Consider the following 24170-nt stretch of genomic DNA (forward strand, 5'->3'; position numbering starts at 1 on the left):
GACCATGAAACAGACCACCGGAACCCTTGTCGTGAAGCTCGTCGTGCTGGCCATCGCCGCGCTGCTTCTCTTCGCGCCGTTCCTGTTCCAGAACGTCCGGTCGCTGGAAGTGGCCGCGCGGATCTGCATCTTCATCGTGCTGGTGGCCAGCTACGATCTGCTGATCGGCTATACCGGCATCGTGAGCTTTGCCCACACCATGTTCTTCGGCTTCGGCGCCTACGGGGCCGCGATTTTGCTGAAGACGATGGGCCCGGGCTGGGACGCCGTGATCCTTGGCGCCATCGCGGGCGTTGCCGTGTCGCTGGTTCTGGCCGTGGCCATCGGGCTTCTCAGCTTGCGGGTAAAGGCTATCTTCTTCGCGATGATCACGCTCGCCGCCGCGTCGGTGGTGCTGGTGCTCGTCTCGCAACTGTCGCAATTGACGGGGGGCGAGGACGGGATCACCTACCGCGCGCCGGACCTCTTCAAACCGGCCACGAAGCTCCTGACCGATGCCGACGGAAAGGTGCTGCGGATCTTCGACGTGCGGTTGAACGGGAAGCTGGCGGCGTATTACTTTGTCTTCTTCTCGTCGCTCATCCTCTTCGTCCTGATGCTGCGCTTCGTGCGGTCGCCCCTTGGCACCGTCCTTGAAGCCATCCGCGAGAACGAGGCAAGGGCCGAGGCCATCGGCTATCGCGTCGTGGCCTACCGGACCTTCATCTTCTGCCTGTCGGCCACGGTCGCGTCGCTGGCGGGGACGGTCTATGCCGTCTGGCTGAAATACACCGGGCCCGACACGTCGCTGTCCTTCGCGATCATGATCGACATCCTGCTGATGGTCGTGATCGGCGGCATGGGCACGATGTGGGGCGCGGTGATCGGGGCGGTCCTGATGGTGATGGCGCAATATTACCTGCGCGACCTGATGGGCGCCGCGTCCGAGGCGCTGGCCGGTATCCCCGTCCTGCCCGAACTGCTGGCACCCGACCGTTGGCTGTTCTGGCTGGGGATCATCTTCATCCTGCTGGTCTACTTCTTCCCGAAAGGCATCGCCGGCACCGCGATGGCCCGCGGGGCGCGGAGTTGAGCGCGCCGTGCTTCTCCTTCGTGCCGGTAATGGATCACGAGGTCCACGTCACCGAATGGGGCACGCCCGGCAACACGCCGCTGGTGATGTGGCACGGGCTGGCGCGCACGGGGCGGGATTTCGACGAGCTCGCCAGCGCGCTGTCGGACCAGTACCACGTGATCTGCCCCGACACGATCGGGCGGGGCCTGTCCAGCTGGTCGCATGATCCCGAGGCCGAGTACTCCATCGACTACTACGCCGGGATCGCCGCCGATCTGCTGGATCATTTCGGCTTCGACAAGGTGGCATGGCTCGGCACGTCGCTGGGCGGCATGATCGGGATGCGGCTGGCCTCCGGGCCCCATGCAGACCGGCTGTCCTGCCTGCTGATCAACGATATCGGCCCCGACGTGCCCGTCGCCGCGATCCAGCGGATCGTGAGTTACGTGGGCGAACCGCCGGTCTTCGCCACATTGACCGAGGCGGAAGCGTGGCTCCGCGCTGTCTACCGTCCCTTCGGTCCGGCGGGGGATGCGTTCTGGCGGCGGATGGCGCGGACGTCGGTTCGGCGCAACCCGGATGGATCGCTGACCCTGCACTACGATCCGAAGATCACGATCCAGTTCGTGGCCTCGCGCGAGGAGCTGACAAGCTGGGACCGATACGCCCGCATCTCCACGCCCTGCCACGTGTTGCGGGGGCGGCAGTCCGACCTGCTGACGGCCGAGATCCTGCAGATGATGCAAAGCCGCGGCCCGAAACCCGGCGTGACGGAGTTCGACTGCGGCCATGCGCCCAGCCTGTCCCGTGACGAGGACATCCGGCTGGTGCGGGACCTGCTGGCGGAGCTGGTCCGCGCGGATTGAAATCCGGCGGTAAAGGATATACATTGCGAATTGTATATCCAGACCGGAGGACACCAACATGCAGATCGCGAAATGGGGCAACTCGCTGGCTGTGCGCCTGCCGGCGGATCTTGTGCGCCGGTTGGACCTGAAGGAAGGCGACAGCATCGATCTTGTGCCCGGAGACGACGGTCTGAGCGTCACCCGCCAGCCCCGCGCGGACGAGGTTCTGGCGGGGCTCCGCCGTTTTCGCGGCCGCCTGCCTGCGGGCGAACGGCTAAGCCGTGACGCCGCGCATGAGCGGTGAGTTCCTCGACACGAACGTCATTCTCTATCTTCTCGACGACGGCCCGAAGGCCGACCGGGCCGAGACGCTGCTGGCGGAGCACCCCTGCATCAGCGTGCAGGTCCTGAACGAAGCGCTGGTCAACTGCCGCCGCAAGGCCGGCCTGAGCTGGGAGGAGGCGGGCGCGTTCCTGACCGGCATCGAAACCCTGTGCCGGGTGACGGACCTCACACCCCGGACACATCGCATCGGCCGCGCGTTGGCCGAGCGATACGGCTTTTCCGTCTACGACGCGATGATCGTGGCGGCCGCCTTGCTGGCGGGCTGCGACACGCTGCTGACCGAGGACATGCACACCGGCCTTCTGGTCGAAGGCCAGTTGCGGCTGGTCAATCCCTTCGCCTGAACGCCCGTCCGGCGCCCAGCCGGTCCTGCAACGCGCCGCGGCTTTCGGCCCATAGCGGGGGCCAGCGCCTTCAGGTCGGCAGGGGACAGGTCGTCGCGTTTCGCGCGGGTTTCGATGCCGCTCAGCGCCCGGTGCATCGCCGCTTCACATCGAGACGCTCTACCGCAAGATCGGCGTGACCAACCGGACACAGGCGACGACGATCGCGCGGGATCAGCGGATTTTGTGACCCCTTCGCCCGGCGGTAGGGGCGAAGGGGCTATCGTCAGGAAAATCCGAAGAACATTTCCGGATTGTCCAGCACGGTTTTCTTCATGGTCTCGGCATCCAGCCAGCCCAGCACGGTGTCGAGAAGCACCGCATCGTCGGGATAATCCTCGGTTGTCTTGATCAGGTTGTGCGGCCAGTTTGTGCCCCACAACAAACGGTCGGGCGCGTGGGCCGCGATCTCGCGCGTGTTGGCAGCGATGTCGGCGAATTCGGGCGCGCCGGCTTGCGAGCTTTCGTAGCATCCGGCCAGCTTGAACCAGCACTTGCCGGTGTCGATCAGACGTTTCACGGCGGCGATTTCCGGGCCGTCCGGCGCGGCGCCGACGAAGAACTTGCCGTGGTGGTCGAAGATCCAGTCGGATTGCAGGGCCTTCAGCCGATCTTCGTGGTCGAGGATGGTGTTGCCGTCGAACTGCACGGCCATCTTCCAGCCATGGGCCTTGGCCTTGGCATCGACCGCCTCCAGCTGGGACAGGCCCACGGCACCGCCCGGCAGATCCATGATCCGCGCGCCGACGATACCGCCATCGGTCAGGCGCTGCATCTCGGCGTCCGACGTTTCGCTGTCGATGGAGCCGACGCCGCGGGCCATGTCCCCCAGTTCCGCCAAGCAGGCCAGAAGGTTGGAATTGTCGCCCTGCTGCGCGTTGCCCTGCGTGACGACGACCCGGTCGATGCCCAGCCACGCCGCCATCTGCAGGTACATCGACGGCGTCGGCAGCGGATCGGGCGGGTTCGGCGGACCTCCGGGCAGGGCAGGGTAGCCCGGCAGGTACATGTGGCACTGGCTGTCGATGGCGCCTTCCGGCATGCGGATCGCCGGACGGTCTCCGGTCAGTTTGCGGTCGATCATGAAGGCTCCTTCGGCGCGAACTCTTTCAGCGCGTCGCGGCTGATCTCGATCCCCAGGCCGGGGCTGTCGGGGATGGTGACGACGCCGTTCTCGTGCTCGATAGGCTTGGTGATGACGGCCTGGCGGAAGGGATTGTCGGTCCGGTCGAATTCCAGGATCGGCTCCACCGGGTTCACGCGGACGGGGTTCGGGACCATCGCCGCCATGAACTGGAGCGAGGCCGCGATCTGCACCGCCGTGCCCCAGACATGGGGGACCACGCGGATATTGTGCAAAGCGGCCAGATCGGCGATGCGCTTCATCTCGGTAAACCCGCCGCAGCCACACAGATCGGGCTGCAGGATATCGACGGCCCGCGTCTCCACCGGGTCGCGCATGCCCCAGCGGGTGTGCCATGTCTCGCCGCCCGCAACCGGGATCGGTAGCTTGGTGCGGATCTCGCGATAGGCGGACAGGTGTTCTGGCGTCACCGGTTCTTCGAACCAGTCGACATCGTATTGGGCCGCGGCGCGGCCGACGCGGATCGCCTCGACCGTGTCATAGCCGTGGTTGCCGTCGATCATCAGGCGCATGTCATCGCCCATCGCGTCGCGCACGGCGCGGATGACGGCAAGGTCTTCGTGGTAGTCGAACCCGATCTTGATCTTCATCGCGTGGAAACCGGCGGCGCGGTGGCGCGCGGCTTCTTCCGCGTTGTCGGTCACCCGGTCGACGCCATCGCGCTTGAACGCGCCGGTGGCATAGGCGCGGACCGTTTCACGGAAGCGCCCGCCCAGAAGGGTGGAGACGGGGACGCCGAAGTGCTTGCCCTTGATGTCCCACAGCGCGACGTCGATGCCCGAAAGCGCGGTGACGGTCAGCCCCCGCTGCCCCTGATCGCGTAGCGCGTTGTAGAGGACCGCCCAGATCTTTTCCGTCTCCAGCGGGTCCATGCCGACCAGCCAGCCCGCATAGGCCTGCACCACCGCGCGATTGGGCCCGGCGGGGCCAAGGCATTCGCCCCAGCCCACCGTGCCGTCATCGCAGATCACCTCGACCAGCAGATGCTGGCGCCGGTCGAAGCGCATCGACGCGCTCTGGAACGGGGTGTCCAGCACGTGTTCCAGAAGGTGGGTATGGACGGCCGCTATCTTCATCGTTTGTAGGGGGCGATCAGGTCGGCCATCATGCCCATCTCGGCCTCGTCCAGATCGGTCAGCGGGGACCGTACCGGCCCGACGGCGAAGCCCTGTGCGCGCACGCCCGCCTTGATGGCAGAGACGGCATAGCCCTTGGAGCGGTTCCGGATTTCCATGAACGGGTAGAAGAATTCGTTCAGGATCTTTTCGCAATGGGCCCGGTCACCGGCGCGCAGACGGTCGTAGAATTCGATGGCGAGACCGGGGACGAAGTTGAACACGGCCGAGGAATAGGTGGTGAAGCCCGCGCCCAGGTAAGCTTCGGCGAACAGTTCTGCCGTGGGCATGCCGCCCAGGTACATCAGCCGGTCGCCCATCTTCGCGGTGACCTGGCGCACCAATCCGATATCGCCCGATCCGTCCTTGAACGCGATCAGGTTCGGGCAGTCGTCGCACAGCCGCGCCAGGGTGTCGGGCTGCAGGATTGAGTTATCGCGGTTGTAGACCATCACGCCGATGCCGATGGACTGGCAGACCTTCTTGACGTGGGCGTAGAGGCCTTCCTGCGGGGCATCGATCAGGTAATGCGGGATCAGCAGGATACCGTCGGCGCCGGCCTTTTCGGCGGCCTGCGCGATGTCCACCGCGATCTCCGTGCCATAGCCGCAGCCCGAAACGATGGGGATGTCGCCTGCCGACGCCTTCGCGGCCGTCACGATTTCCGGGATCTCGGACGGTTTCAGCGAGAAGAATTCGCCCGTGCCACCGGCGGCGAACAACGTTGCGGCCGGGTAGCCCGCCAGCCATCCCACATGGTCTTCGTAGACCGGGCGGTTGAACGCGCCGTCTTCACCGAACGGGGTCACAGGGAAGGACAAAAGCCCAGAGCCAAGGGCTGTTTTCAGATCGTTCGGGTCCATGTCGCGCTCCGGTGTTTCGGGATTGGCCCAGAGCTAGCCGACATCCCTGATAGGTGTCAACAAGTTGTATGACCTATTTGGAGGAGTCGCGCAGAAGATTGCGATACCGCTGCTGGCTGCCCTTCAGGTGGTGGCGCATCGCGTCGCGGGCGGTGTCCGGGTCCCCGGCGGCGATGGCATCGGCGATGGCACGGTGTTCGCCGGATATCAGCGCGATGTAGCTGTCGGAACTGCGCTGGCGCCCGACGCTTTGCAGGGCCGAGCGCGGGATGACGGTGGCGCCCAGAACGCTCAGGAACTCTGCGAAGCGCGGGTTGTTGGCGGCGCGGGCAATGGCAAGGTGGAAGCGGAAATCGGCCTCGGTCGTGGCGTGGCCGGCCTCGGCCAGTGCGCGGATTTCCGATTCGGCCTCGTAGATCTCTTCTTCCTGGGCGGGGGAGCGGCGGGCCGCGGCCAGTGCGGCGGCCTCCATTTCGACGGCCGTTCGCAGCTCAAGCATCTCGATTATAGAGGAAATCTTGTCCAGGTCGACGATCTGGAACGGTTTCTGCGCGGCGGCCACGGGTTCCAGAACGAAGACGCCGGCACCTTGCCGCGGTTCCACCAGCCCGTCGGCGCGCAGGGCCGCGATGGCCTCGCGCACGACGGTGCGGGAGACGGAAAACGCGTCTGTCAGCTGGGCTTCGGACGGGAGCCTGTCGCCGACGGCGAACCTGCCTTCGGTGATCTGGGCCCGCAGGCCGTCCGCGACCTCTGCCACAAGGTTGCGCCGCGGCCGCGGTGCTGGCTTGCCGGTTGAGATCTGCGCCATGTCCCTATCCTTTTCGGGGAAGGTTAACCGGATATACGACCACTTTGTCAAATGCCAGTCGCAATGCATCATATGTATTGACAACTTATCAGATGATTTCGCATACCTCGCCATACCGGCGGTGCCTGCCGCTGACAAAAACAGGGAGGACTCCTGATGACTTTCAATCGAATCGCGCTTTCGTGCGCCTTCGCGGCCTTCGTTGCAGCCCCGGCCTTTGCGGACGACTGGCGCGGCTGGAACATTCACCCCGAAGATTACCCGAACTCGATCGCGCTCGAGACGTTCGCCGCCGAGGTTGCTGAAAAGACAGACGGCCGGATCGAACCGCAGGTCTACCACAACGCGGTTCTGGGCGCGCAGCCCGATGCCATCGAACAGGTGCGCAACGGCGGGCTGGATTTCGCGAACTTCAACATGGGCCCGATGGGCCAGATCGTGCCCGCCACCAACGTGCTGTCGCTGCCGTTCATCTTCCAGGACGTCGACCAGATGCACAAGGTGATGGACGGCGAGATCGGCGAACGCTTCTCGGACGCGCTGGCGGAAGAGGGGCTTGTGGCGCTCAGCTGGTTCGACAGCGGTTCGCGGTCGTTCTACACCACCTCGAAGGCGATCCAGACGCCGGATGACGTAAAGGGCATGAAGTTCCGCGTCATGAACAACGACCTGTATGTCGACATGGTCGACCAGCTGGGCGGCAACGCCACGCCGATGGCCTATGGCGAAGTCTACCAGTCGCTGAAAACCGGCGTGATCGACGGTGCGGAAAACAACTACCCGTCCTACGACAGTTCGAACCACTTCGAAGTGGCGCCCTACTATTCGATCACCAACCACCTGATCATTCCGGAATGCCTGTGCGTGTCGGTCGACACGTGGGAAAGCCTGTCGGAAGAAGACCAGGCGATCGTGAAGGAAGCGGCCGTCGCCGCGGCCAAGGAACAGCGCGCGCTGTGGGCCGAACGCGAAAAGGCCAGCCGCGCCAAGGTGGAAGCCGCCGGTTCGCAGATCAACGAAGTGCAGGACCCGAAAGCCTTCCAGGACAAGATGGGCCCTGTCTACGAGAAGTTCATCGAGGCGAACCCGGATCTGGAAAAGCTGATCAAGGATATCCAGTCCACCAGCTGAATCCTGGTCCAATGATGCCCCGGTCCGATCACGGGCCGGGGTCTTTCTGTCCCTGCCGGAGAAGGTCATGACCCTTCCAAGACCCCTCGCAGAGCGCGGCCCCGTCGAACGCGCCTGTGACATGGCCGCCATGGCCTGCATGACCGTCGCCGGAGTTCAGCTGGTGGCGTTGATCGCGATCTTCGGCTGGCTGGTCTTCGGCCGCTACGTTCTGAACGACACGCCCACATGGGTCGAGCAGGCGGCCCTGCTGCTGGTCTGCTGGATCACCTTCCTGGGGGCTGCCGCCGGGATCTGGACGAAATCCCACCTGTCCATCGAATTCATCCGCGAGATGTTCCCCGACCGGATCCGCATCCCACTGCGCTGGATCGCCGTGATCGGCGTGATCATCTTCGGCTGCTATCTTGCCTGGTACGGCTATGAGCTCGCCGACAAGACATGGCGCCGCCGCATCCCGATGCTGGGCATCGCCGAAGGCTGGCGCGCCGTGCCGATGGCGATCTGCGGCGTGCTGAGTGTTCTGTTCTCATTATATCACCTTGTCGCGCTGTGGCGTGGCGACGACCTGACGGAGCACTGAATGGGCCTTGCACTTCTTTTCGGCATCTTCGGCCTTGGCCTGATCGCAGGCATGCCGGTTGCCCTGGCCCTTGGCCTCGCCACTGTCGGAGGCTTCCTGTACGAGGGCCTGCCGATGTTCATCGGGTTCCAGCGCATCCTGTCGGGCATTTCCGTCTTTTCGCTGCTGGCCATCCCCTTCTTCATCTTCGCGGGCGAACTGATGATGCAGGGCGGCATTGCCGGCCGCCTTGTCCGCCTTGCCGCCAGCGCCGTGGGCAAATCCCGCGGGGGGCTTGGCGTCGTGAATGTGGTGTCGTCGATGCTGTTCGGCGGGATCTCGGGCTCCGCCGTGGCGGATACGTCGGCGCTGGGGTCGATCCTGATGCCGGTGATGAAGGAAAAGGGCTACGACGCGGATTATGCCGTGAACGTGACCGTGACATCGTCGGTCGCGGGCGTCGTCATCCCGCCGTCGCACAACATGATCCTGTTTGCCGTGGCGGCCGGGGGCGTTTCCGTTTCCCAGCTGTTCATCGCGGGCATCGTGCCGGGCATGCTGATGTGCCTGTGCCTTGGCATCGTCGCCTGGTACGTCGCGGTGAAACGCGGCTATCCGTCGGAAGAGTTCCCGGGCTGGAACGCGCTGCTGGTCAGCTTCATCGTTGCGATCCCCGGTCTGATGACGGCGATCATCATCGTCGGCGGCGTGCTGTCGGGCGTGATGACCGTGACGGAATCCGGTGCCTTCGGCGCCATCTGGGCGCTGGTCGTGACCGTCTTCGTCTACCGCGAGCTGACATGGTCAGGCTTCAAGGCCGCCGTGCTGGCCGCGGTGCGGACCACCGCGCTGGTCATGCTGCTGGTGGCCACGGCATCCGCCTTTGCCTACCTGCTCGCGCTTTACCGTGTGCCGGACAACCTGGCGACCTTCGTCACCTCGATCTCGTCCAACCCGATCGTGATCCTGCTGCTTCTGAACCTCACGCTGCTGGTTCTTGGCATGATCATGGACATGGCTGCCCTTATTCTGATCTGTACCCCCATCTTCCTGCCCGTCGTCATCGGGCTGGGCATGGACCCGGTGCAGTTCGGTGTGATCATGATGATGAACTTGGGCCTTGGTCTGTGCACCCCGCCTGTGGGCGCGTGTCTGTTCGTGGGCTGCGTCGTGGGGGGGATACGGATTGAAGAGGCCGTCAAGACGATCTGGCCGTTTTATGCCGCCATCCTGGTTGCGCTGCTGCTTGTGACCTATGTACCCGCAATCTCGATGACGCTGCCGAACCTGCTGAAATAGGCCTGCTGAAATAGGAAAGTTGACCCGATGAAACGACTGCTCATCACCGGTGCCGCCGGCAATCTTGGCAAACTGGCGCGCGAACGGCTGGGCCACATGGCCGACGTGCTGCGCCTGTCCGACATTGCGGAAATGGAGCCCGCCGCCGGCCCCCATGAAGAAATCGTGCCCTGCGATCTGGGGGACGAGGCCGCGGTGTTCGACCTTGTGAAGGATTGCGACGCGATCCTGCATCTGGGCGGCGTATCGGTGGAACGTCCGTGGGACATGATCCAGCGCGGCAACATCACCGGCGTCTACAACCTGTACGAAGCCGCGCGCGCCAACGGGATGCCGCGGATCTTCTTCGCCACGTCGAACCACACCATCGGCTACTACCGCCAGGATCAGGTGATCGACACCAGGGATCCGATGAAGCCCGACGGGCTTTATGGCGTGTCCAAGTGCTTTGGCGAGGCGATGGCCTCGCTCTATCATTCCAAGTTCGGGCAGGAGACGGCGCTGATCCGCATCGGTTCGTGCTTCGAAAAACCCCGCGACCGGCGGATGCTGGCCACGTGGATGGCGCCGGACGATTTCGTTTCACTTGTGGAATGCGTGTTCCGCGTCCCGATGTTGGGTTGCCCCGTCATCTGGGGCGTGTCAGACAACGACGAAGGCTGGTGGGACAAATCGACGGCCAAGCTGATCGGCTGGCGCCCCAAGCACAATTCCGAGGACTTCCGCGCCGAGATCGAAGCTGCCGCGCCATGCCCGCCGGCTGACGCACCTGAATCCGTCTACCAGGGCGGCAAGTTCACGTCCGAGCCCATATATCGAGACTAAGTTTCAGTAGGAGCCCCTTCATGGCTGACACGACCTTTACCCCGACCGGCAAGCATCTCATCGCAGGCGAATGGGTCGGGGGATCCGACACGTTCCGTTCCGCGCCCCTGACCGGCGAAGGCTTCGACGTTGCGCGCGGCACCGCCGCCGATGTCGACCGCGCCGTACAGGCTGCGGAAGATGCGTTCTGGACCTATGGCTACACGTCCCGCGAAACCCGCGCGAAGTTCCTCGAGGCCATCGCAGACGAGATCGAGGCCCGCGGCGAGGCGATCACCGCCATCGGCACCGCGGAAAGCGGCCTGCCCGAGGCCCGTCTGCAAGGCGAACGCGGCCGCACCACCGGCCAGCTGCGCATGTTCGCGAACCATATCCGGAGCGAGGATTACCTCGACATCCGCCACGACGAAGCGCTGCCCGACCGCGCGCCGCTGCCGCGCCCGGATCTGAAGATGGTCCAGCGCCCGATCGGCCCCGTGGCCGTCTTTGGCGCGTCGAACTTCCCGCTGGCGTTTTCGACAGCAGGTGGCGACACCGCCGCCGCACTGGCCGCCGGCTGCCCCGTCGTCGTGAAGGGCCACCCGGCCCATCCCGGCACCGGAGAGATCGTGGCCGATGCCATCCTTGCCGCGATCAAGAGCTGCGACATGCCCGCCGGCACGTTCTCCCTGATCCAGGGCGATCAGCGTGAATATGCGCAGGCGCTGGTTCAGCATCCGCTGATCAACGCCGTGGGCTTCACCGGGTCGCTGGGTGCGGGCCGCGCCCTGTTCGACCTGTGTGCACAGCGCCCGGTTCCGATCCCGTTCTTCGGGGAGCTTGGTTCCGTCAACCCGATGTTCATCCTGCCCGCCGCCGCCAAGGCACGCGGGGCCGCCATCGGTGAAGGCTGGGCCGGGTCGCTGACCATGGGCGCGGGCCAGTTCTGCACCAATCCCGGCATCGCCGTGGTCGAAAAGGGGGCCGAGGGCGACGCTTTCGTCGCTGCCGCCAAGACCGCGCTGGAAGCCGCAGGCCCCCAGCCCATGCTGACCGACGGCATCGCCGATGCCTACCGTTCGGGCCGGGACAAGTTCGCCGCGCGCAATGCCGTGTCGACGCTGGTCAAGACCGACGCGGAAGGCCGTCAGGCCACGCCGAACCTGTTCGAGACTGACGCTTCCAACTACCTGCAGGACCACGCCCTGGGCGAAGAGGTCTTCGGACCGCTGGGCCTTGTGGTGCGTGTGTCTGGCGTGGACGAAATGGCCGAGCTTGCGAAGGGCTTCGAAGGCCAGCTGACCACGACGCTGCAGATGGATGACGGTGACGCGGACGTGGCGTCGAAGCTTCTCCCGATCCTGGAACGCAAGGCGGGCCGGATCCTGGCCAACGGCTTCCCCACGGGCGTGGAAGTGGCCGACAGCATGGTCCATGGCGGGCCTTACCCGGCCTCCACCAATTTCGGCGCGACGTCGGTCGGCTCCCTGTCGATCCGCCGCTTCCTGCGGCCGGTCTGCTACCAGAACCTGCCCGATGCGGTTCTGCCGCAGGATCTGGCCAAAGCCTGATCCACATTCCATGGGACTGAAATGTCGGCGGTGACCCTCGGGTCGCCGCCGGTTTTCGTTCAGGCGGCCCCTGCGGTGGTCTGGCGGGGAAAGAAGATCGCGTGGCTTGGATCGAAATCGTAATCCGCAGCCAGCTCTTCCGCCTCCCCCGCCAGTTCCGCGACCGACCGAAGGATGTAGTCGACCTTCTCGTCGCTCATCAGAACGCTGAAGTTCAGGCGTGTGAAGCCGGGCTTGTCCATCTCGTTTCCCGCAAGGATGCTGTCGCGCAGCGCGTCCGATTGCGCGTCGCTGATGCCCAGCAAACGGTGCACATAGGGCCCGGCGCAAGCACAGCCGCCGCGGGCCTGGATGCCGTAACGGTCGCTGAGCATCCGCGTGACCAGTTGCTGGTGGATGTAACCGCCCCGGCCATCGCGGACCCGGAAGGAAAAGATCGGCAGGCGAGGGGCCTCCAGATTGCCCAGAAGCTCCAGCATGTCATTCCCCGAGCACGCCTTCAGGGCACGGGCGGTCAGCGCCGTGTTCCGGTCCTGCATATGGCCCGCGCCGATGGCGTCCTTGATCAGGAAGGCGAGCGCGGCCCGGATATCGCCGATCACGTTGGGCGTTCCCGCCTCCTCGCGGTTTTCAAGCTGCGCGCTGTAATCCTGCCGCCGGGGCGATACGAACCGGACGGTCCCGCCGCCGGGCCAGCTGGGCCTGTCGGTGACCACCGCATCACGGCGCAGCAGCAGCACGCCCGACGCCCCCGGCCCGCCAATGAACTTGTGCGGCGACAGGACGATGGCGTCGATCGGCGCGTCCGGTTCGGGCGTGATGTCGATGGGCACGTAAGGTGCGCCGCCGGCGTAATCCCAGACCATCGCGGCGCCCGCCCGTTTCACCATCCGCGTTATGGTCGGCACGTCGGTGACGATGCCGGTCACGTTCGACACGGCGGACAGGGAGCAGATCACCCGGTCGCATTCGGCGGACCCGTCCAACGCGGCCTGCAGCGCGGCGATGTCCGGCCCGCCCATGGGGGATTCCGGGATCTCGACCACCTCGGCCCCGGATTCACGCCAGGGCAGGATGTTGGAATGGTGTTCGTAAGGCCCCACGATCACCCGCACGTACCGGCCTTCGGCAGCGGGGCCGCCTGCGCCAAGCAGCGTGACCACCCGGTTGATCCCGCTTGTCGCGCCCGAGCCCGAGAAGATCACGGCATGGTCCGGCCCCGCGCCGCAGGCCCGGGCAATGATCGCGCGGGCATCGTTGCGCATCCGCGTCATGTGCGCGCCGACGAACGACGCCTCGGTATGGCTGTTGGCGTAGTAGGGCAGCACATGCTCCATCACGAAGCGTTCCACCGCCATGTGCGCGCGGCCCGAGGCGACGTAATCGGCATAGACCAGCGGCTTTGGCCCGAACGGCCCGTCGATCTCCACGCCTTCGCCGATCAGCCCGTCGCGCAGGCGGGTCAGGGCATCCGGACCGTCCAGCGCGGCGCGGAAACGGGACAGGGCGGTGGGGGCGTCGATGGGGTGCGGGTTGGACATTCAGGTACCTTTACGGAGAACGAAAGCGGATTTTGGGGTTCACGCTATTGATATCCATCGCGATCCGTTCGATCATCACTCAATACTTACGGAAATTACTCTGAATTGGGTCATATGATCGACAACGCCACCAAGATCGACAGTTTCGATATGGCGATCCTGAATGCCCTGCAAAAGGACGGCCGGATCTCGCAACGGGATCTGGCCGACCGGGTGGGGCTGTCGCAGAACGCCTGCTGGCGGCGGCTGAACCGGCTGAACGGCAGCGGCCTGATCAAGGCCAGCCGGACCGAGATCGCGCTGGCGGAGCTGGGGTTCGACCTGACCGTCTTCGTGATGATCCGCACGCGGCATCACTCAAAAGATTGGGCCGACATGTTCCGCAAGCACGTGGAATCCCTGCCGCAGGTGCGGGATTTCTACCGGATCGGGGGCGACTGGGATTACCTTGTCCGCGTCGTCACCCGCGGGATGGCCGACTATGACCGGTTCTATCAACGGCTGATCACCGATGTGGATCTGGCGACGGTGACCGGGTTCTTCGCGATGGAAAGCATCATCGAAAATCGCCCCGTCGACCTGCAGGCGTTGCAGTCCTGAAAACCAGCCCGCCGGGACACGTTGACATTGAGGCCGGACGATGAAGGTATCCGCGCACGCGCCGCGGCGCGAGGCCGGCGTGACGGTCCCTGGGGCCCGGAAATGGCCCGGCTAGGGAAATTGTAATCGTCAGCACCTACCAAGGGAGTGTTGCCGAACCACGGTTCGGCGGCGGCATGAAGCGTGCCCGGGTCACGGGGCCCGGTTGCGGGCGCGAACGGATGAAGAAGGACGTATGACGAAGACCGATATCATCAGCACCGACAAGGCGGACACACCGCGCGCGTTCCTGGTGATCCTGAAGCGGCACGCGCCGCTGATCGTGACGTGCCTGCTGTTCATCGCCGGGGCCTATGCGCTCTATCACCTGCTGGCGCCGCTCGACATGCGGGTGGTGATGCAGCAGGTGCTGGCCACGCCGCCGCATCTTGTGGCCGGCGCCCTTGCGGCGACGGTGGCCAGCTATGCGGCGCTGATCTGCTATGACTGGTCGGCGCTGCGCTATATCGGGCGGACGGCGCCCCCGTCATCGGTCGTGCTTGGCGGGTTCCTGGGTTACGCACTTGGCAACACCATCGGTCTCAGCGCCGTGTCGGGCGGCGCGGTGCGTTACCGGATCTATTCGGCCCTCGGCCTCGACGCGTTCGAGGTGGCGGCGATTTCCACCTTCGCGGCCACGGCCTTCGGCGTCGGGTCCACGCTGATCGGACTTGTGGCGCTGGTGCTGTTGCCGGGCGCGCTGTCGGATCTCTTGCCGTGGCCACCGGAAACCGTGCGCTGGGGGTCCATCGCGCTCTGCGCCGTCATGGCTGCAATCGGGGCCGCGATCGCCCTGCGTGGCGGCGCGCTGAAACTGGGGCGGTTCCGGCTGACCGCGCCATCGGGCGGCGACATGATCCGCCAGCTGGTCATCACCTTCGTCGATATCGTCATGGCCGCGATGGCCTTGTACCTGCTCTTGCCCGCGGGGTCGCTACCGTTCACAGAATTGCTGGCGGTCTTCGCCATTGCGACGCTGGCCGGCGTGGCCAGCCACGTGCCCGGCGGCATCGGCGTGTTCGAAAGCATCGTGATCGCCGCCATCCCCGCCACCGTCCCGGTGGAGGACGTGGTGACCGGGCTGCTTCTCTACCGTCTCATCTACTTCCTGCTGCCGTTCATGGTGGCGCTGCTGCTTCTGTCCCTGACCGAGGTCTGGAGCGCCGCCGGCGCCCGCCTGCCGCAGATACCCTCCCTGATGCCGGTCGTCCGGGCCGGGCGGTCGATGATCCCGGCCGCGACCGGCGCGCTGGCGCTGGCGGCGGGGCTGTTCATGATGTTCGCGGGGTTCCTGCCGCATCCGGCGGCGGCGGAGCTTGAGACGATCCTGCCGCTGTCCCTGCTGGCAGGCGGGCCGATGGTGTCGTCGATCCTGGGCACTTTGCTGGCGGTTCTGGCCGTCCCGCTGCTGCACCGGTCGCAACTGGCGCTGTGGATTGTTCTGGGCGCGCTGGTGCTGGGCACTTTCCTTGCGATGACACGGACAGAAGATACCGCCCGCGTGTTGCTGCTGGCGGGCATGGCGCTGCTTCTTTGGCCCTGCCGTCGGGAGTTCTACCGCACCGCCCGGCTTAGCCGGAACGTCCTTTCCAGCCGCTGGTGGTTCGCCGCGCTGTCGATGCTGGCCGCGTTCGGGGTTACGGCGGTTCTGCTGCATGTGGGCGCCGTGCCGCCCGACGCGATGTGGTGGCAGATGGCGGGCGGCAGCCCGGCAGACAGCGCGTGGCGCACGACGCTTGCCGGCAGCGTGATCCTTGGGGCGGTGCTTCTCTATGTCGGGCTCCGCGTTGCCCGCGCCACGACAGAGGCGCCGGACACCGCCGCGCTGGCCCGCGCCGCCGCGATCATCGGCGAACATGGCGACGGCGCCGACATGATCATTCTGACCGGCGACAAGACCCTGATGTTCGGACCCGGTGGCCAGTCGGTGCTGGCCTACGGCGTCAAGGGCAAGTCATGGATCGCCATGGGCGCGCCCGTGGGCGTGGCCGAGGATGTTGCCGACCTAGCATGGGATTTCCGCGATGCCGCCCGCGCTGCCGGCTCCCGCCCGGTGTTCTACGAAGCGCCCGCCGCCTTTGCGCCGCAGGCCATCGACATGGGCCTGAAGCTTCACAAGATGGGAGAGGAGGCGGTCGTGCCCCTGGCCCGCTTCTCGCTCGACGGCCCCGACCGCAAGCGCCTGCGCACCACCTTCAACCGCGCGCGCCGCGACGGGCTGACGTTCGAGATCCTGGATGCGCCCTGTGCGGACCTGATAGAAGCGCTGCGCCCGCTGTCCGACACGTGGCTGGCCGATCAGAGCGCGCGGGAAAAGTGTTTCTCGGTCGGCCGGTTCGATCCCGCGTGGCTTGCGCGGACACGCATCGCCGTGGTGCGCCTGAACGGAGAGGTCTGCGCCTTCGCCAATATCATGGACACCGGACGCAGCGCCGCCATCGACCTGATGCGCCACGGCGCCCAGGTGCCCGCGGGCACGATGGAATACCTGTTCGTCGAGCTGCTGCTGGCCATGAAGGCCGAAGGCAAGACCCGCTTCAGCCTTGGCATGGTGCCCTTCGCGGGGCTTTCCGGGCGCAAGGGGGCGACGCTCTGGGCGCGGTTCGGCAACCTGATCTATGTCCGGGGCCAGCGGTTCTACAGCTTCGAAGGCCTGCGCCGGTTCAAGGCCAAGTTCGATCCGGAATGGCACCCGCGGTACTTCTGCTGCCGGACGTCGTTGCCGCCCGTGGGCCCCCTGTCGGAAGCCGCCCGGCTGATCTCCGGCTCGGCGCGCGGGATCATCGGCAAGTAGGCTCAGCCCGGGATGGCGCGCCCGATGATGCGGGCTTTCTCGACAGTTTCCTGCCATTCCGTTGCCGGATCGGAATCGCCCACGATCCCGCCGCCGATATGCAGGTATATCTCGGATCCCGACACACGGGCCGAGCGCAGGTTGACGTAAAGCTTCGTCAGCCCGTCCAGCGCCACGGGGCCGAAATAGCCGGCATAGCAGGTCCGGTCATAGCCTTCTTCGCGGGCCAGAAAGTCCAGCGCGGCCGTTTTCGGCATGCCGCAGACGGCCGAGGTGGGGTGCAGCCGGTCCAGCAGCTGGCCCAGCGATTCCGCCGCGTTCCCGGCCAGCGGCGCTTCGAAATCGCTGCGAAGGTGCATCAGGTGCCCGGCCTCGACCGTGGCGGGATCGGTTTCCGACACGTCGGCGATCCCGGCCTCGGCAAAGGCGGTGCGGATGTATTCGGCGACAAGGCCCTGTTCCTCGACGATCTTGTCGGACCAGGTGACGGTCTGCGGATCGGTTCCGGGGTCGGGCCACTGTGTCCCCGCCAGCGCCATCGTTTCCAGCTTCCGGGTGTCGGCTGACAACAGCACCTCGGGCGTGGCGACCAGCCAGCAGCCGGTTTCCGGCGCGTGGAACAGCGCGATGCAGGCGGTGGGGTAGAGATCGGCCAGCTCTTCGGCCATGTCGATCAGATCGTGATCGGGGCCAAGGCTGCGCGTCTCGGCCCGGGAGACGACGATCTTGCGCGCCACGCCGGATCGGATCGCTGCAACCGCACGGGAGATGATCGTCTGGTAGCTGGCTTCATCGGTGCAGGCCGGTGCCGGACCTGTCGCCGCGATTTGGGCACGGGACGGTGCCTCCGCCGACAGGAACGCGCGCTGATCGTCCGTCACCGGGGTGCTGGACCATCCGGTGCCGGTGAAGCACTGCACCTCGTCAAGGATCAGAATGTCGGCCGGGATCATGTGCGCGCGGGCGCCGCTTTCGGCATGGAAGGGGCAGATCGCGAAACTCGGTCTGGTTGTGCCGAAGACGGGCGCCACTTCGCTGCCCGTCAGCGAGACCAGCGCCGAGAACCCGGTGTCGCCATGCCCGCGCCACAGCGCGAAGGGCAGGCCGCGGTCTGCCGCCAGGGCTATCGTCTGGCGTTGGGTCCCTGTGATCATGGCGTGTCCTTCCCGGAATTTGGCCGGACTTTGGGCCGAAGGCAGGCCAGACGGTAGGTAAAACCGGGTCAGGTGGAATAGCCTGACGCTATAATGCTTCGGATTCGTCGGGCAAACCGAAGTCTTCCAGCGCCGCGCACATGCATTGGTAGAACAGGTCGATGTCGGCCTCGCCTATCTTGTCCGCGCGACACTGGAACAGAAGCGGTTGCCGCGGGGAGCCGCGGATCGGCAGGACCTTCAGCCCGGGGTCGTGAATGCCGCGGGCGGTCAGCTCGTCTATCGGCGCGATGCCGAAACCCTCGCGGATAAGTTGCGGCGCGGTGTTGGCGAACCGGGTCTCGATGGCGATCTGCGGCTGGACCCTGGCGGCGGCGAACATCGCCGTCAGGTTGCCCAGGTGGGGAGAGCGGGGGTGGAGATACACCAGTGGCTCGCCCGCCAGATCCGACGTTGTGATGTCGTTGTTCCGGGCCAACGGATGATCTATCGGCACGACGCAGGTCATCGCAACCGACGACAGCCGGCGCGAGATGAAGGCGGCGTCCTCCATCGGCACGATGGTCATCGCGCAATCGCCTTCGCCCACCAGCAGGTAATCCCGCACCTGCTTTAGTGAGATGGTGTCGAGACGGAGCCGCGTCGTGGGCCGCTTGGCCGCGAAACGCGCCAGCACCCGCGGCCCCAGCGCATTGGCAACGGATTGCGTGGCGCCAAGGCGGAAGGTGACATGGCCGCCCTTCACCACCTCCATCACCGTCTCGGACAGATGCTCCAGCGCGGCGAGCGTCGGGTTCGACGCGTCGAACACCTGCTGCCCGATCACCGTGGGGCGCAAGCCGCTGGCCGTGCGGATGAACAGCTTCACGCCCAGCACGTCCTCCAGCCGCCGCACGGTGTTGGATACCGACGGCTGGGCGATGCTTAACGAATGCGCGGCGGCCGAGATCGAGCCGCGGCGGACGACTTCGCGAAAGACTTCTAGCTGGCGCAGGGAAAGCATGCGGGTGTCGCTTTTGAGACGGTTCCACACTATAGGGCGGGGCGGAGCCAGACAAAAGGAGTTGCCCGCATGGGGTTAACGTCAGCCGGTGTGTTCGCGTTCATGATCGGGGATCCTGTGGCGCAGACGGTGATGCCCGGGGTGGTCAACACCCGTCTGGCCAACAGCGATGCGGTGATGGTTCCGGTGCATCTGCCACCCGTGGGGCTGGCCCGGTTCGTCGAATCCGTGCGCGACATGAAGAACTGCCGCGGCTTCGTGGCGACGGCGCCGCACAAGCTGCCGCTGGTTGGCATGGTGGACCGGGTGACGGACGCCGCCGAACTGTGCGGGGCGGTCAATATCGTCCTGCGCGGCGATGACGGCGTGCTGATCGGCGACAACATAGACGGGCCGGGATTCGTGACAGCGCTTGAGAGCAAGGGCTTTGTCGTGGCGGAACGGCGGGCGGTGATCTTCGGGTGCGGCGGGGCCGGGGCCTCGATCGCGTGGGCGCTGGCCGAGGGCGGGATCAAGGACCTGGCGCTGATCGATACGGACGACGCGAAGGTCGATACCATCCGCGCGCGGCTTGGCGGCCCGTGCCGGTCGGGCGCGCCGGGGGATATCGCCGCCACCGATCTGGTGGTGAACGCGACTTCCATCGGCCTGGATGGCGTGTCGATGGTCGATCCGCTGGACGACCTGACGCCCGGCGCGCTGGTGGCCGACGTGGTGACGAAACCGCCGGTGACACCGTTCCTGGCCCGCGCACAGGCGCTGGGACACGAGATCCAGACCGGCGCCGCCATGGCGCGCGCGCAGGTCGCCATGGCGCTGGAACGGTTCGGCATCACCGGAGCGTGAGACATAGCCTGAAGCTATGACAGCACCGAGTTTCCGACGTGTACGCCGCCGGCAAATGGGGTAGGGTTCGGCTCCGAGATTACGCACCGCGCCTGAGCCGTTTGACGGTCGCACCGCGCGATGCGAAGGGAGAGAGTACCACCCGGACCGGGCGGCGCCCGGACGGGGAACAATCGGGAGGAAAGAACGATGTTCAACGCAATTTCGCGCCGCGGCCTGATGGCCGGCGCCAAAGGCATGGCGCTGGCCGCCGTGGCGACGCTGACGGCCGTGCCGGTCTTCGCGCAAGACAAGGTCACGCTGGGCGCGCTGCGCTTCACCAGCCATGGGGCCGGCTTCGTGGCGCTGGAAAAGGGCTACTTCGCCGAAGAAGGGCTGGACGTGGACCTGGAATTCTTCCAGTCGGCCCAGCCCATCGCCGTGGCGACCGCATCGGGCGACGTCGATTTCGGTGTGACCGGTGTCACCGGCGGCCTGATGAACCTTGCCGAAAAGGACGCGATCCGGATCGTGGGCGGCGTGCTGCATGAAAAGGCCGGCTATGACGGGATGATGATCCTTGCCTCGAACAAGGCCTATGATGCAGGCCTGACATCGGTCGACGACATCCCGGGCCATTCGGTGGCGATGACGCAGGTGGGCTCCACCTTCCATTACATGACCCACCTGATCGCCGAGGACAAAGGCTGGAACATGGACGACATCCGCCTTGTGCCGTTGCAGAAAGTGGGATCGATGGTGGCGGCCCTGAAATCGGGCCAGGTCGACGTGATGATCATGGTGCCGCACATCGCCAAAGCGCTGGTGGAAGCCGGGGCCGCCAAGGAACTGGGCTGGTTGAACGAATCCGCGGAATACCAGATCTCGACCATCATCACCTCGGTCGAGAACATCGAGGAAAACCGCGACATGGTGGAACGCTTCCTGCGGGCCTACGGCAAGGGGATCGCGGACATGAACCGCGTGATGCTCTCTGACGATGCCGACCCGGCCGAGAAGGAAGAGATCACCAAGATGATCCACAAGTACGTCTACGCGGATCGCCCCTACGAGAAGGCCGCGCCTTCGATCCAGGCGGGCGCGATGTTCCTGAACGACGGTGCCGCGGTCAACAAGACCGACATCGCCGAGCAGATGCAGTGGTTCACCGAAGAGGGCCTTGTCGACAGCGACCTGACGGTCGACCAGCTTGTCGATACGTCCTTCGTGCAAAGCTACTGACGGGAAGACGATGCAGCTCAGGATCGAGAACGTTTCGCACGACTACGGACCGCTCCCGGTCCTGAGCGACATCAACTTCACCATCGGCGAGGGGGAGATCGTCTGCGTGATCGGCCCCTCGGGCTGCGGCAAGTCCACGCTTCTGCGGATGTTGGGCGGGCTGGAGAAACCGACACGCGGGCAGATCCTTGAAGTGGGCAAACCGCCCGAAGGATCGCTGAACCCGCTGACCTACGTGTTCCAGGATTTCGCGCTGCTGCCCTGGCGCAGCGTGCACGGGAACATCTCGCTCGTGCTCGAAGGGCACGGGCTGTCGAAGACCGATATCGACACGCGGATCAAGGACGTGCTGGAACGGACGCGGCTTTCGGATTTCGAATCCGCGATCCCGAAGCAGCTGTCGGGCGGCATGAAGCAGCGGGTCGCGATCGCGCGGGCGCTGGCCGTCGATCCGGCAGTGCTCTTGATGGACGAACCGCTGTCGGCGCTGGACAGCCAGACGCGGGAATTGCTGATGGCCGACCTGATCGGCCTGTGGGAACGCGAACGGTTCGCGGCCTGCTACATCACGCACAACCTGAACGAGGCCGTGCGGCTGGGCCACCGCGTGGTGGTGCTGTCGCGCCGGCCGGGCAAGGTCCGCGAGATCGTTGAGATCGACATGCCGCTGGAAGATCGCGACATGACCGACCCGCGGATCGCGAAGCTGCAGCAGGATCTGTGGGACATGATGCGCGAAGAAGCGCTGGATGCCGACCGCGAACTAACGACCTGAATTCATGGGGCAGGGCAGGGCCGCGCGCCTGACGGGCCCGCCCACCCACCCCGTCGGTGTCTGCTGCGCGGCCACCTCGCCCGCCATGCGCGCGGCCATTGATGACCGGAAGGACAGGATATGAGTGTGACCGACATCGACAGTGCCTCGACTGACAGCGACGTGCGCCCGGTGCCCTTCCGCGGCGGTGGCTTCAAGACCATCGACCGGAAGTTCGTGGGGCTGGGCGTCTTCATCGTGCTGTTCGCCTTCTGGGAATGGGGCTCTCGGTCCGGGTTCATTTCCTCGCTGGTGCTGCCGGCCCCGTCCGAGGCGCTGGAAGCCTTCATGGATCTCGCCCGGTCGGGCGATCTGCAGCTTCACCTTGCGGCGTCGCTGCAACGGCTGGTGCTGGGCTTTACCTGCGGCACGCTGCTGGGGCTGACCGTGGGCACGCTGATCGGGCTGAACTCGCTGGCGCGGGCCGGCATCTCGCCGCTGGTGTCGGCGATCTTCCCGATCCCCAAGATCGCGCTTTTGCCGCTGTTCATCATCTGGTTCGGGATCGGCGAAGGTTCCAAGGTGGCCACGATCCTGTTCGGATCTTTCTTCCCCACCGTCATTGCCACCTATTCCGGCATCGACGGCGTGGACCGCACGCTGATCCGCATGGGGCAGAGTTTCGGCCTGTCCCGCTGGCACATTATCCGCAAGATCGTGCTGCCGGCGACGCTTCCGTCGATCCTGTCGGGGATGCGGATTTCGGCCTCGATCTCGATCATTCTTCTCGTCGCGGCCGAGATGATCGGCGCCGAATACGGCATCGGCGCCTACGTGCTGCTGGCCGGTAACCTGATGGCCACCGACCAGCTGATCGCGGGTGTGGTGATGCTGTCGATCCTTGGGTTGATCGTGAACTTCCTGATCAGCCGCGCCGAGAAATATCTGCTGAGCTGGAGAAGCTGAATGACCGACTATGACGTGATTGTCGCCGGTGGTGGAGCTGCCGGCGTAGGCGCCGCTTTGGGTGCCGCCAAGGCGGGCGCCAGGGTGTGCCTTGTTGAAAAGTACGGGTTTCTGGGCGGCGCGGCCACCAATGCGCAGGTGCTGGCCTATTGCGGGTTCTTCCAGCGGGGCGAGGATCCGGTGCAGGTGATCCGCGGCGCGGGCGAGGAAGTGCTGGCCACGCTCGACGGGATGGGCGTGGACCGGACAGCGTACCGGTCGCCCACCACGGGCAACTGGATCGTGTTGCTGGATCCCGAACGGCTGAAGCTGGGGCTGGACCGGGTGCTGGCGGATCGCGGGATCGACGTGATGCTGCACACGCGGATTTCAGGCGCGGTGCGCGACGGCGACCGGATTTCCGAAGTCACGCTGGCCGGGATGGACGGCGCGTTCCAGGCGCAGGCCGGGGCCTATGTGGATGCAACGGGAGACGCGAACCTGTCGCTGGTGGCGGGACAGGCGATGCAGGTGGGCGACGGCGAAGGGCGGCTTCAGGCCTCGACCGTGCCGATCCGGATCGGGGGCCTGCCCGCCGGGCTGCGCATCGATCGGCAGAAGATGCAGGCGGCGATTGCCGAGTTCAACCACCGCTCGGAACACAAGATCGACCGGCACGATGCCGGGATCTACACCAAGGTGACGGGGACGAACGATTTCTGGTGGCTGGTGATCGACCGGGCGATGCCGGACCTAACCTCGGCGTCCTTCACGAAAGCCGAACAGACGGGCCGCGAGATGGCGCATACTCTGGTCGAGGTGCTGCGCGACACGGTCGAAGGGTTCGAAGGCGCGTGGCTGGCCCAGACCGGCCCGCAGCTGGGTATCCGCGAAACGCGGCATCCGGCGGCGCGCTATGACGTGACCCATGACGATGTGCTGTCAGGCCGCCAGTCGGATCAGGGCGTGGCGCGGGCGGCGTGGCCGATCGAGCTGCACACCGAGGCCGGCAAGCCGATCTATGAATTCGTGGGCGGAGAGGGGTTCTTCCACGTACCTTTCGACGCGATCCGGGCCGAGGGGCTGGAGAACCTGTATTACGGCGGTCGGGTGATCGGGGCCGATCCCCACGCCTACGGGTCCATCCGTGTGATGGGCACGGCATTCGGCACGGGCGAGGCGGCAGGCGTGGCCGCGGCGCTCACGTCGGGGGCAGGGACCGCGCCGGAGGTTGAGGCGCTGCAAGGTGCATTGATCGGGGTTGGCGCGCTGGTGTGAACCGGGGCGGTGCGTGGGTACCACGCACCCTACGGATGCGGCTGGCGTAGGGTGTGTGCTTCGCA

General features: G+C 65.7%; 23 protein-coding genes. 16 read left to right on the forward strand and 7 right to left on the reverse strand.

The window, feature by feature from the left end:
* Positions 1-4: 4 nt before the first annotated feature.
* The 4 genes from D4754_RS08060 to D4754_RS08075 are packed head-to-tail and all read left to right on the forward strand — an operon-like array spanning position 5 to position 2591.
* Complete coding sequence (locus tag D4754_RS08060) at positions 5-1072, forward strand: branched-chain amino acid ABC transporter permease (protein WP_121062507.1); 1068 nt, start codon at positions 5-7, stop codon at positions 1070-1072.
* A complete protein-coding gene (locus D4754_RS08065; protein WP_121062508.1) occupies positions 1069-1920 on the forward strand; it encodes an alpha/beta fold hydrolase in 852 nt (283 codons plus the stop codon). The genes D4754_RS08060 and D4754_RS08065 overlap by 4 nt, the downstream gene beginning before the upstream one ends.
* Before the next feature lie 58 nt (positions 1921-1978).
* Positions 1979-2206: an AbrB/MazE/SpoVT family DNA-binding domain-containing protein gene (locus tag D4754_RS08070; protein WP_121062509.1), complete on the forward strand. Its 228-nt coding sequence runs from the start codon at positions 1979-1981 to the stop codon at positions 2204-2206.
* Entirely contained in the window at positions 2196-2591 is a 396-nt protein-coding gene (locus tag D4754_RS08075; protein ID WP_121062510.1) for a PIN domain-containing protein, read from the forward strand. The genes D4754_RS08070 and D4754_RS08075 overlap by 11 nt, the downstream gene beginning before the upstream one ends.
* Before the next feature lie 265 nt (positions 2592-2856).
* On the opposite strand, the gene D4754_RS08080 is transcribed toward D4754_RS08075, so the two are convergent.
* From D4754_RS08080 to D4754_RS08095, 4 genes are all read right to left on the reverse strand, one after another.
* The gene (locus D4754_RS08080) at positions 2857-3714 is read right to left on the reverse strand and encodes an amidohydrolase family protein (RefSeq protein WP_121062511.1); all 858 of its coding nucleotides are present in this window, start codon (positions 3712-3714) and stop codon (positions 2857-2859) included.
* On the reverse strand, positions 3711-4850 hold the full coding sequence (locus tag D4754_RS08085) for a mandelate racemase/muconate lactonizing enzyme family protein (RefSeq protein WP_121062512.1): 1140 nt from the start codon (positions 4848-4850) through the stop codon (positions 3711-3713). Before D4754_RS08085 ends, D4754_RS08080 begins: the two co-directional genes overlap by 4 nt.
* A complete protein-coding gene (gene kdgD / locus D4754_RS08090) occupies positions 4847-5752 on the reverse strand; it encodes a 5-dehydro-4-deoxyglucarate dehydratase (RefSeq protein WP_121062513.1) in 906 nt (301 codons plus the stop codon). Before kdgD ends, D4754_RS08085 begins: the two co-directional genes overlap by 4 nt.
* 73 nt (positions 5753-5825) lie before the next feature.
* On the reverse strand, positions 5826-6563 hold the full coding sequence (locus D4754_RS08095; RefSeq protein WP_121062514.1) for a FadR/GntR family transcriptional regulator: 738 nt from the start codon (positions 6561-6563) through the stop codon (positions 5826-5828).
* Positions 6564-6719: 156 nt separating this feature from the next.
* On the opposite strand from D4754_RS08095, the gene D4754_RS08100 reads away from it, so the two are divergent.
* From D4754_RS08100 to D4754_RS08120, 5 genes are all read left to right on the forward strand, one after another.
* Positions 6720-7694, forward strand: coding sequence for a TRAP transporter substrate-binding protein (locus D4754_RS08100; protein WP_121062515.1), 975 nt, complete (start codon positions 6720-6722; stop codon positions 7692-7694).
* A gap of 67 nt (positions 7695-7761) precedes the next feature.
* Positions 7762-8277 (forward strand): TRAP transporter small permease, encoded by a 516-nt coding sequence (locus tag D4754_RS08105; protein ID WP_121062516.1) that lies wholly within the window; start codon positions 7762-7764, stop codon positions 8275-8277.
* Positions 8278-9555, forward strand: coding sequence for a TRAP transporter large permease (locus D4754_RS08110; RefSeq protein WP_121062517.1), 1278 nt, complete (start codon positions 8278-8280; stop codon positions 9553-9555).
* A 27-nt stretch (positions 9556-9582) separates the two neighbouring features.
* Positions 9583-10380, forward strand: coding sequence for an NAD-dependent epimerase/dehydratase family protein (locus D4754_RS08115; protein ID WP_121062518.1), 798 nt, complete (start codon positions 9583-9585; stop codon positions 10378-10380).
* Positions 10381-10400: 20 nt separating this feature from the next.
* Complete coding sequence (locus tag D4754_RS08120) at positions 10401-11930, forward strand: aldehyde dehydrogenase (NADP(+)) (RefSeq protein ID WP_121062519.1); 1530 nt, start codon at positions 10401-10403, stop codon at positions 11928-11930.
* 59 nt (positions 11931-11989) lie between these two features.
* On the opposite strand, the gene D4754_RS08125 is transcribed toward D4754_RS08120, so the two are convergent.
* The gene (locus D4754_RS08125) at positions 11990-13471 is read right to left on the reverse strand and encodes an aminotransferase class V-fold PLP-dependent enzyme (RefSeq protein ID WP_121062520.1); all 1482 of its coding nucleotides are present in this window, start codon (positions 13469-13471) and stop codon (positions 11990-11992) included.
* Between the two features lie 114 nt (positions 13472-13585).
* On the opposite strand from D4754_RS08125, the gene D4754_RS08130 reads away from it, so the two are divergent.
* Together D4754_RS08130 and mprF are read left to right on the forward strand one after the other, a co-directional pair.
* Complete coding sequence (locus D4754_RS08130) at positions 13586-14071, forward strand: Lrp/AsnC family transcriptional regulator (protein WP_121062521.1); 486 nt, start codon at positions 13586-13588, stop codon at positions 14069-14071.
* 235 nt (positions 14072-14306) lie between these two features.
* On the forward strand, positions 14307-16904 hold the full coding sequence (gene mprF, locus D4754_RS08135) for a bifunctional lysylphosphatidylglycerol flippase/synthetase MprF (RefSeq protein WP_121062522.1): 2598 nt from the start codon (positions 14307-14309) through the stop codon (positions 16902-16904).
* 2 nt (positions 16905-16906) lie between these two features.
* Here mprF and D4754_RS08140 read toward each other — a convergent pair whose 3' ends face one another.
* Positions 16907-18058: a chorismate-binding protein gene (locus D4754_RS08140; RefSeq protein WP_121062523.1), complete on the reverse strand. Its 1152-nt coding sequence runs from the start codon at positions 18056-18058 to the stop codon at positions 16907-16909.
* An 88-nt stretch (positions 18059-18146) separates the two neighbouring features.
* On the reverse strand, positions 18147-19061 hold the full coding sequence (locus tag D4754_RS08145; protein ID WP_121062524.1) for a LysR family transcriptional regulator: 915 nt from the start codon (positions 19059-19061) through the stop codon (positions 18147-18149).
* Positions 19062-19130: 69 nt separating this feature from the next.
* Between D4754_RS08145 and D4754_RS08150 the strand changes: the two genes are divergently transcribed.
* From D4754_RS08150 to D4754_RS08170, 5 genes are all read left to right on the forward strand, one after another.
* Complete coding sequence (locus D4754_RS08150) at positions 19131-19907, forward strand: shikimate dehydrogenase family protein (RefSeq protein WP_121062525.1); 777 nt, start codon at positions 19131-19133, stop codon at positions 19905-19907.
* 189 nt (positions 19908-20096) lie between these two features.
* Complete coding sequence (locus D4754_RS08155; RefSeq protein WP_240453803.1) at positions 20097-21128, forward strand: ABC transporter substrate-binding protein; 1032 nt, start codon at positions 20097-20099, stop codon at positions 21126-21128.
* Between the two features lie 10 nt (positions 21129-21138).
* The gene (locus D4754_RS08160; protein WP_121062526.1) at positions 21139-21903 is read left to right on the forward strand and encodes an ABC transporter ATP-binding protein; all 765 of its coding nucleotides are present in this window, start codon (positions 21139-21141) and stop codon (positions 21901-21903) included.
* A 120-nt stretch (positions 21904-22023) separates the two neighbouring features.
* Positions 22024-22848, forward strand: a complete 825-nt coding sequence (locus tag D4754_RS08165) for an ABC transporter permease (RefSeq protein WP_121062527.1) — start codon at positions 22024-22026, stop codon at positions 22846-22848.
* The gene (locus D4754_RS08170; RefSeq protein WP_121062528.1) at positions 22849-24105 is read left to right on the forward strand and encodes an FAD-dependent oxidoreductase; all 1257 of its coding nucleotides are present in this window, start codon (positions 22849-22851) and stop codon (positions 24103-24105) included.
* Positions 24106-24170 lie beyond the last annotated feature (65 nt).

The organism is Chachezhania antarctica (assembly GCF_003646465.1).
GTDB lineage: Bacteria > Pseudomonadota > Alphaproteobacteria > Rhodobacterales > Rhodobacteraceae > Chachezhania > Chachezhania antarctica.

Excerpts from the sequence above, each read along its gene's own strand:
- D4754_RS08145 (WP_121062524.1), bottom strand. The coding sequence starts at position 19,061 with ATGCTTTCCCTGCGCCAGCTAGAAGTCTTTCGCGAAGTCGTCCGCCGC.
- D4754_RS08120 (WP_121062519.1), top strand. The coding sequence starts at position 10,401 with ATGGCTGACACGACCTTTACCCCGACCGGCAAGCATCTCATCGCAGGC.
- D4754_RS08100 (WP_121062515.1), top strand. The coding sequence starts at position 6,720 with ATGACTTTCAATCGAATCGCGCTTTCGTGCGCCTTCGCGGCCTTCGTT.
- D4754_RS08165 (WP_121062527.1), top strand. The coding sequence starts at position 22,024 with ATGAGTGTGACCGACATCGACAGTGCCTCGACTGACAGCGACGTGCGC.
- D4754_RS08095 (WP_121062514.1), bottom strand. The coding sequence starts at position 6,563 with ATGGCGCAGATCTCAACCGGCAAGCCAGCACCGCGGCCGCGGCGCAAC.
- D4754_RS08070 (WP_121062509.1), top strand. The coding sequence starts at position 1,979 with ATGCAGATCGCGAAATGGGGCAACTCGCTGGCTGTGCGCCTGCCGGCG.
- D4754_RS08110 (WP_121062517.1), top strand. The coding sequence starts at position 8,278 with ATGGGCCTTGCACTTCTTTTCGGCATCTTCGGCCTTGGCCTGATCGCA.
- D4754_RS08105 (WP_121062516.1), top strand. The coding sequence starts at position 7,762 with ATGACCCTTCCAAGACCCCTCGCAGAGCGCGGCCCCGTCGAACGCGCC.
- D4754_RS08150 (WP_121062525.1), top strand. The coding sequence starts at position 19,131 with ATGGGGTTAACGTCAGCCGGTGTGTTCGCGTTCATGATCGGGGATCCT.
- D4754_RS08170 (WP_121062528.1), top strand. The coding sequence starts at position 22,849 with ATGACCGACTATGACGTGATTGTCGCCGGTGGTGGAGCTGCCGGCGTA.
- D4754_RS08075 (WP_121062510.1), top strand. The coding sequence starts at position 2,196 with ATGAGCGGTGAGTTCCTCGACACGAACGTCATTCTCTATCTTCTCGAC.
- D4754_RS08140 (WP_121062523.1), bottom strand. The coding sequence starts at position 18,058 with ATGATCACAGGGACCCAACGCCAGACGATAGCCCTGGCGGCAGACCGC.
- D4754_RS08155 (WP_240453803.1), top strand. The coding sequence starts at position 20,097 with ATGTTCAACGCAATTTCGCGCCGCGGCCTGATGGCCGGCGCCAAAGGC.
- D4754_RS08085 (WP_121062512.1), bottom strand. The coding sequence starts at position 4,850 with ATGAAGATAGCGGCCGTCCATACCCACCTTCTGGAACACGTGCTGGAC.
- D4754_RS08115 (WP_121062518.1), top strand. The coding sequence starts at position 9,583 with ATGAAACGACTGCTCATCACCGGTGCCGCCGGCAATCTTGGCAAACTG.
- D4754_RS08130 (WP_121062521.1), top strand. The coding sequence starts at position 13,586 with ATGATCGACAACGCCACCAAGATCGACAGTTTCGATATGGCGATCCTG.
- kdgD (WP_121062513.1), bottom strand. The coding sequence starts at position 5,752 with ATGGACCCGAACGATCTGAAAACAGCCCTTGGCTCTGGGCTTTTGTCC.
- D4754_RS08080 (WP_121062511.1), bottom strand. The coding sequence starts at position 3,714 with ATGATCGACCGCAAACTGACCGGAGACCGTCCGGCGATCCGCATGCCG.
- mprF (WP_121062522.1), top strand. The coding sequence starts at position 14,307 with ATGACGAAGACCGATATCATCAGCACCGACAAGGCGGACACACCGCGC.
- D4754_RS08060 (WP_121062507.1), top strand. The coding sequence starts at position 5 with ATGAAACAGACCACCGGAACCCTTGTCGTGAAGCTCGTCGTGCTGGCC.
- D4754_RS08160 (WP_121062526.1), top strand. The coding sequence starts at position 21,139 with ATGCAGCTCAGGATCGAGAACGTTTCGCACGACTACGGACCGCTCCCG.
- D4754_RS08125 (WP_121062520.1), bottom strand. The coding sequence starts at position 13,471 with ATGTCCAACCCGCACCCCATCGACGCCCCCACCGCCCTGTCCCGTTTC.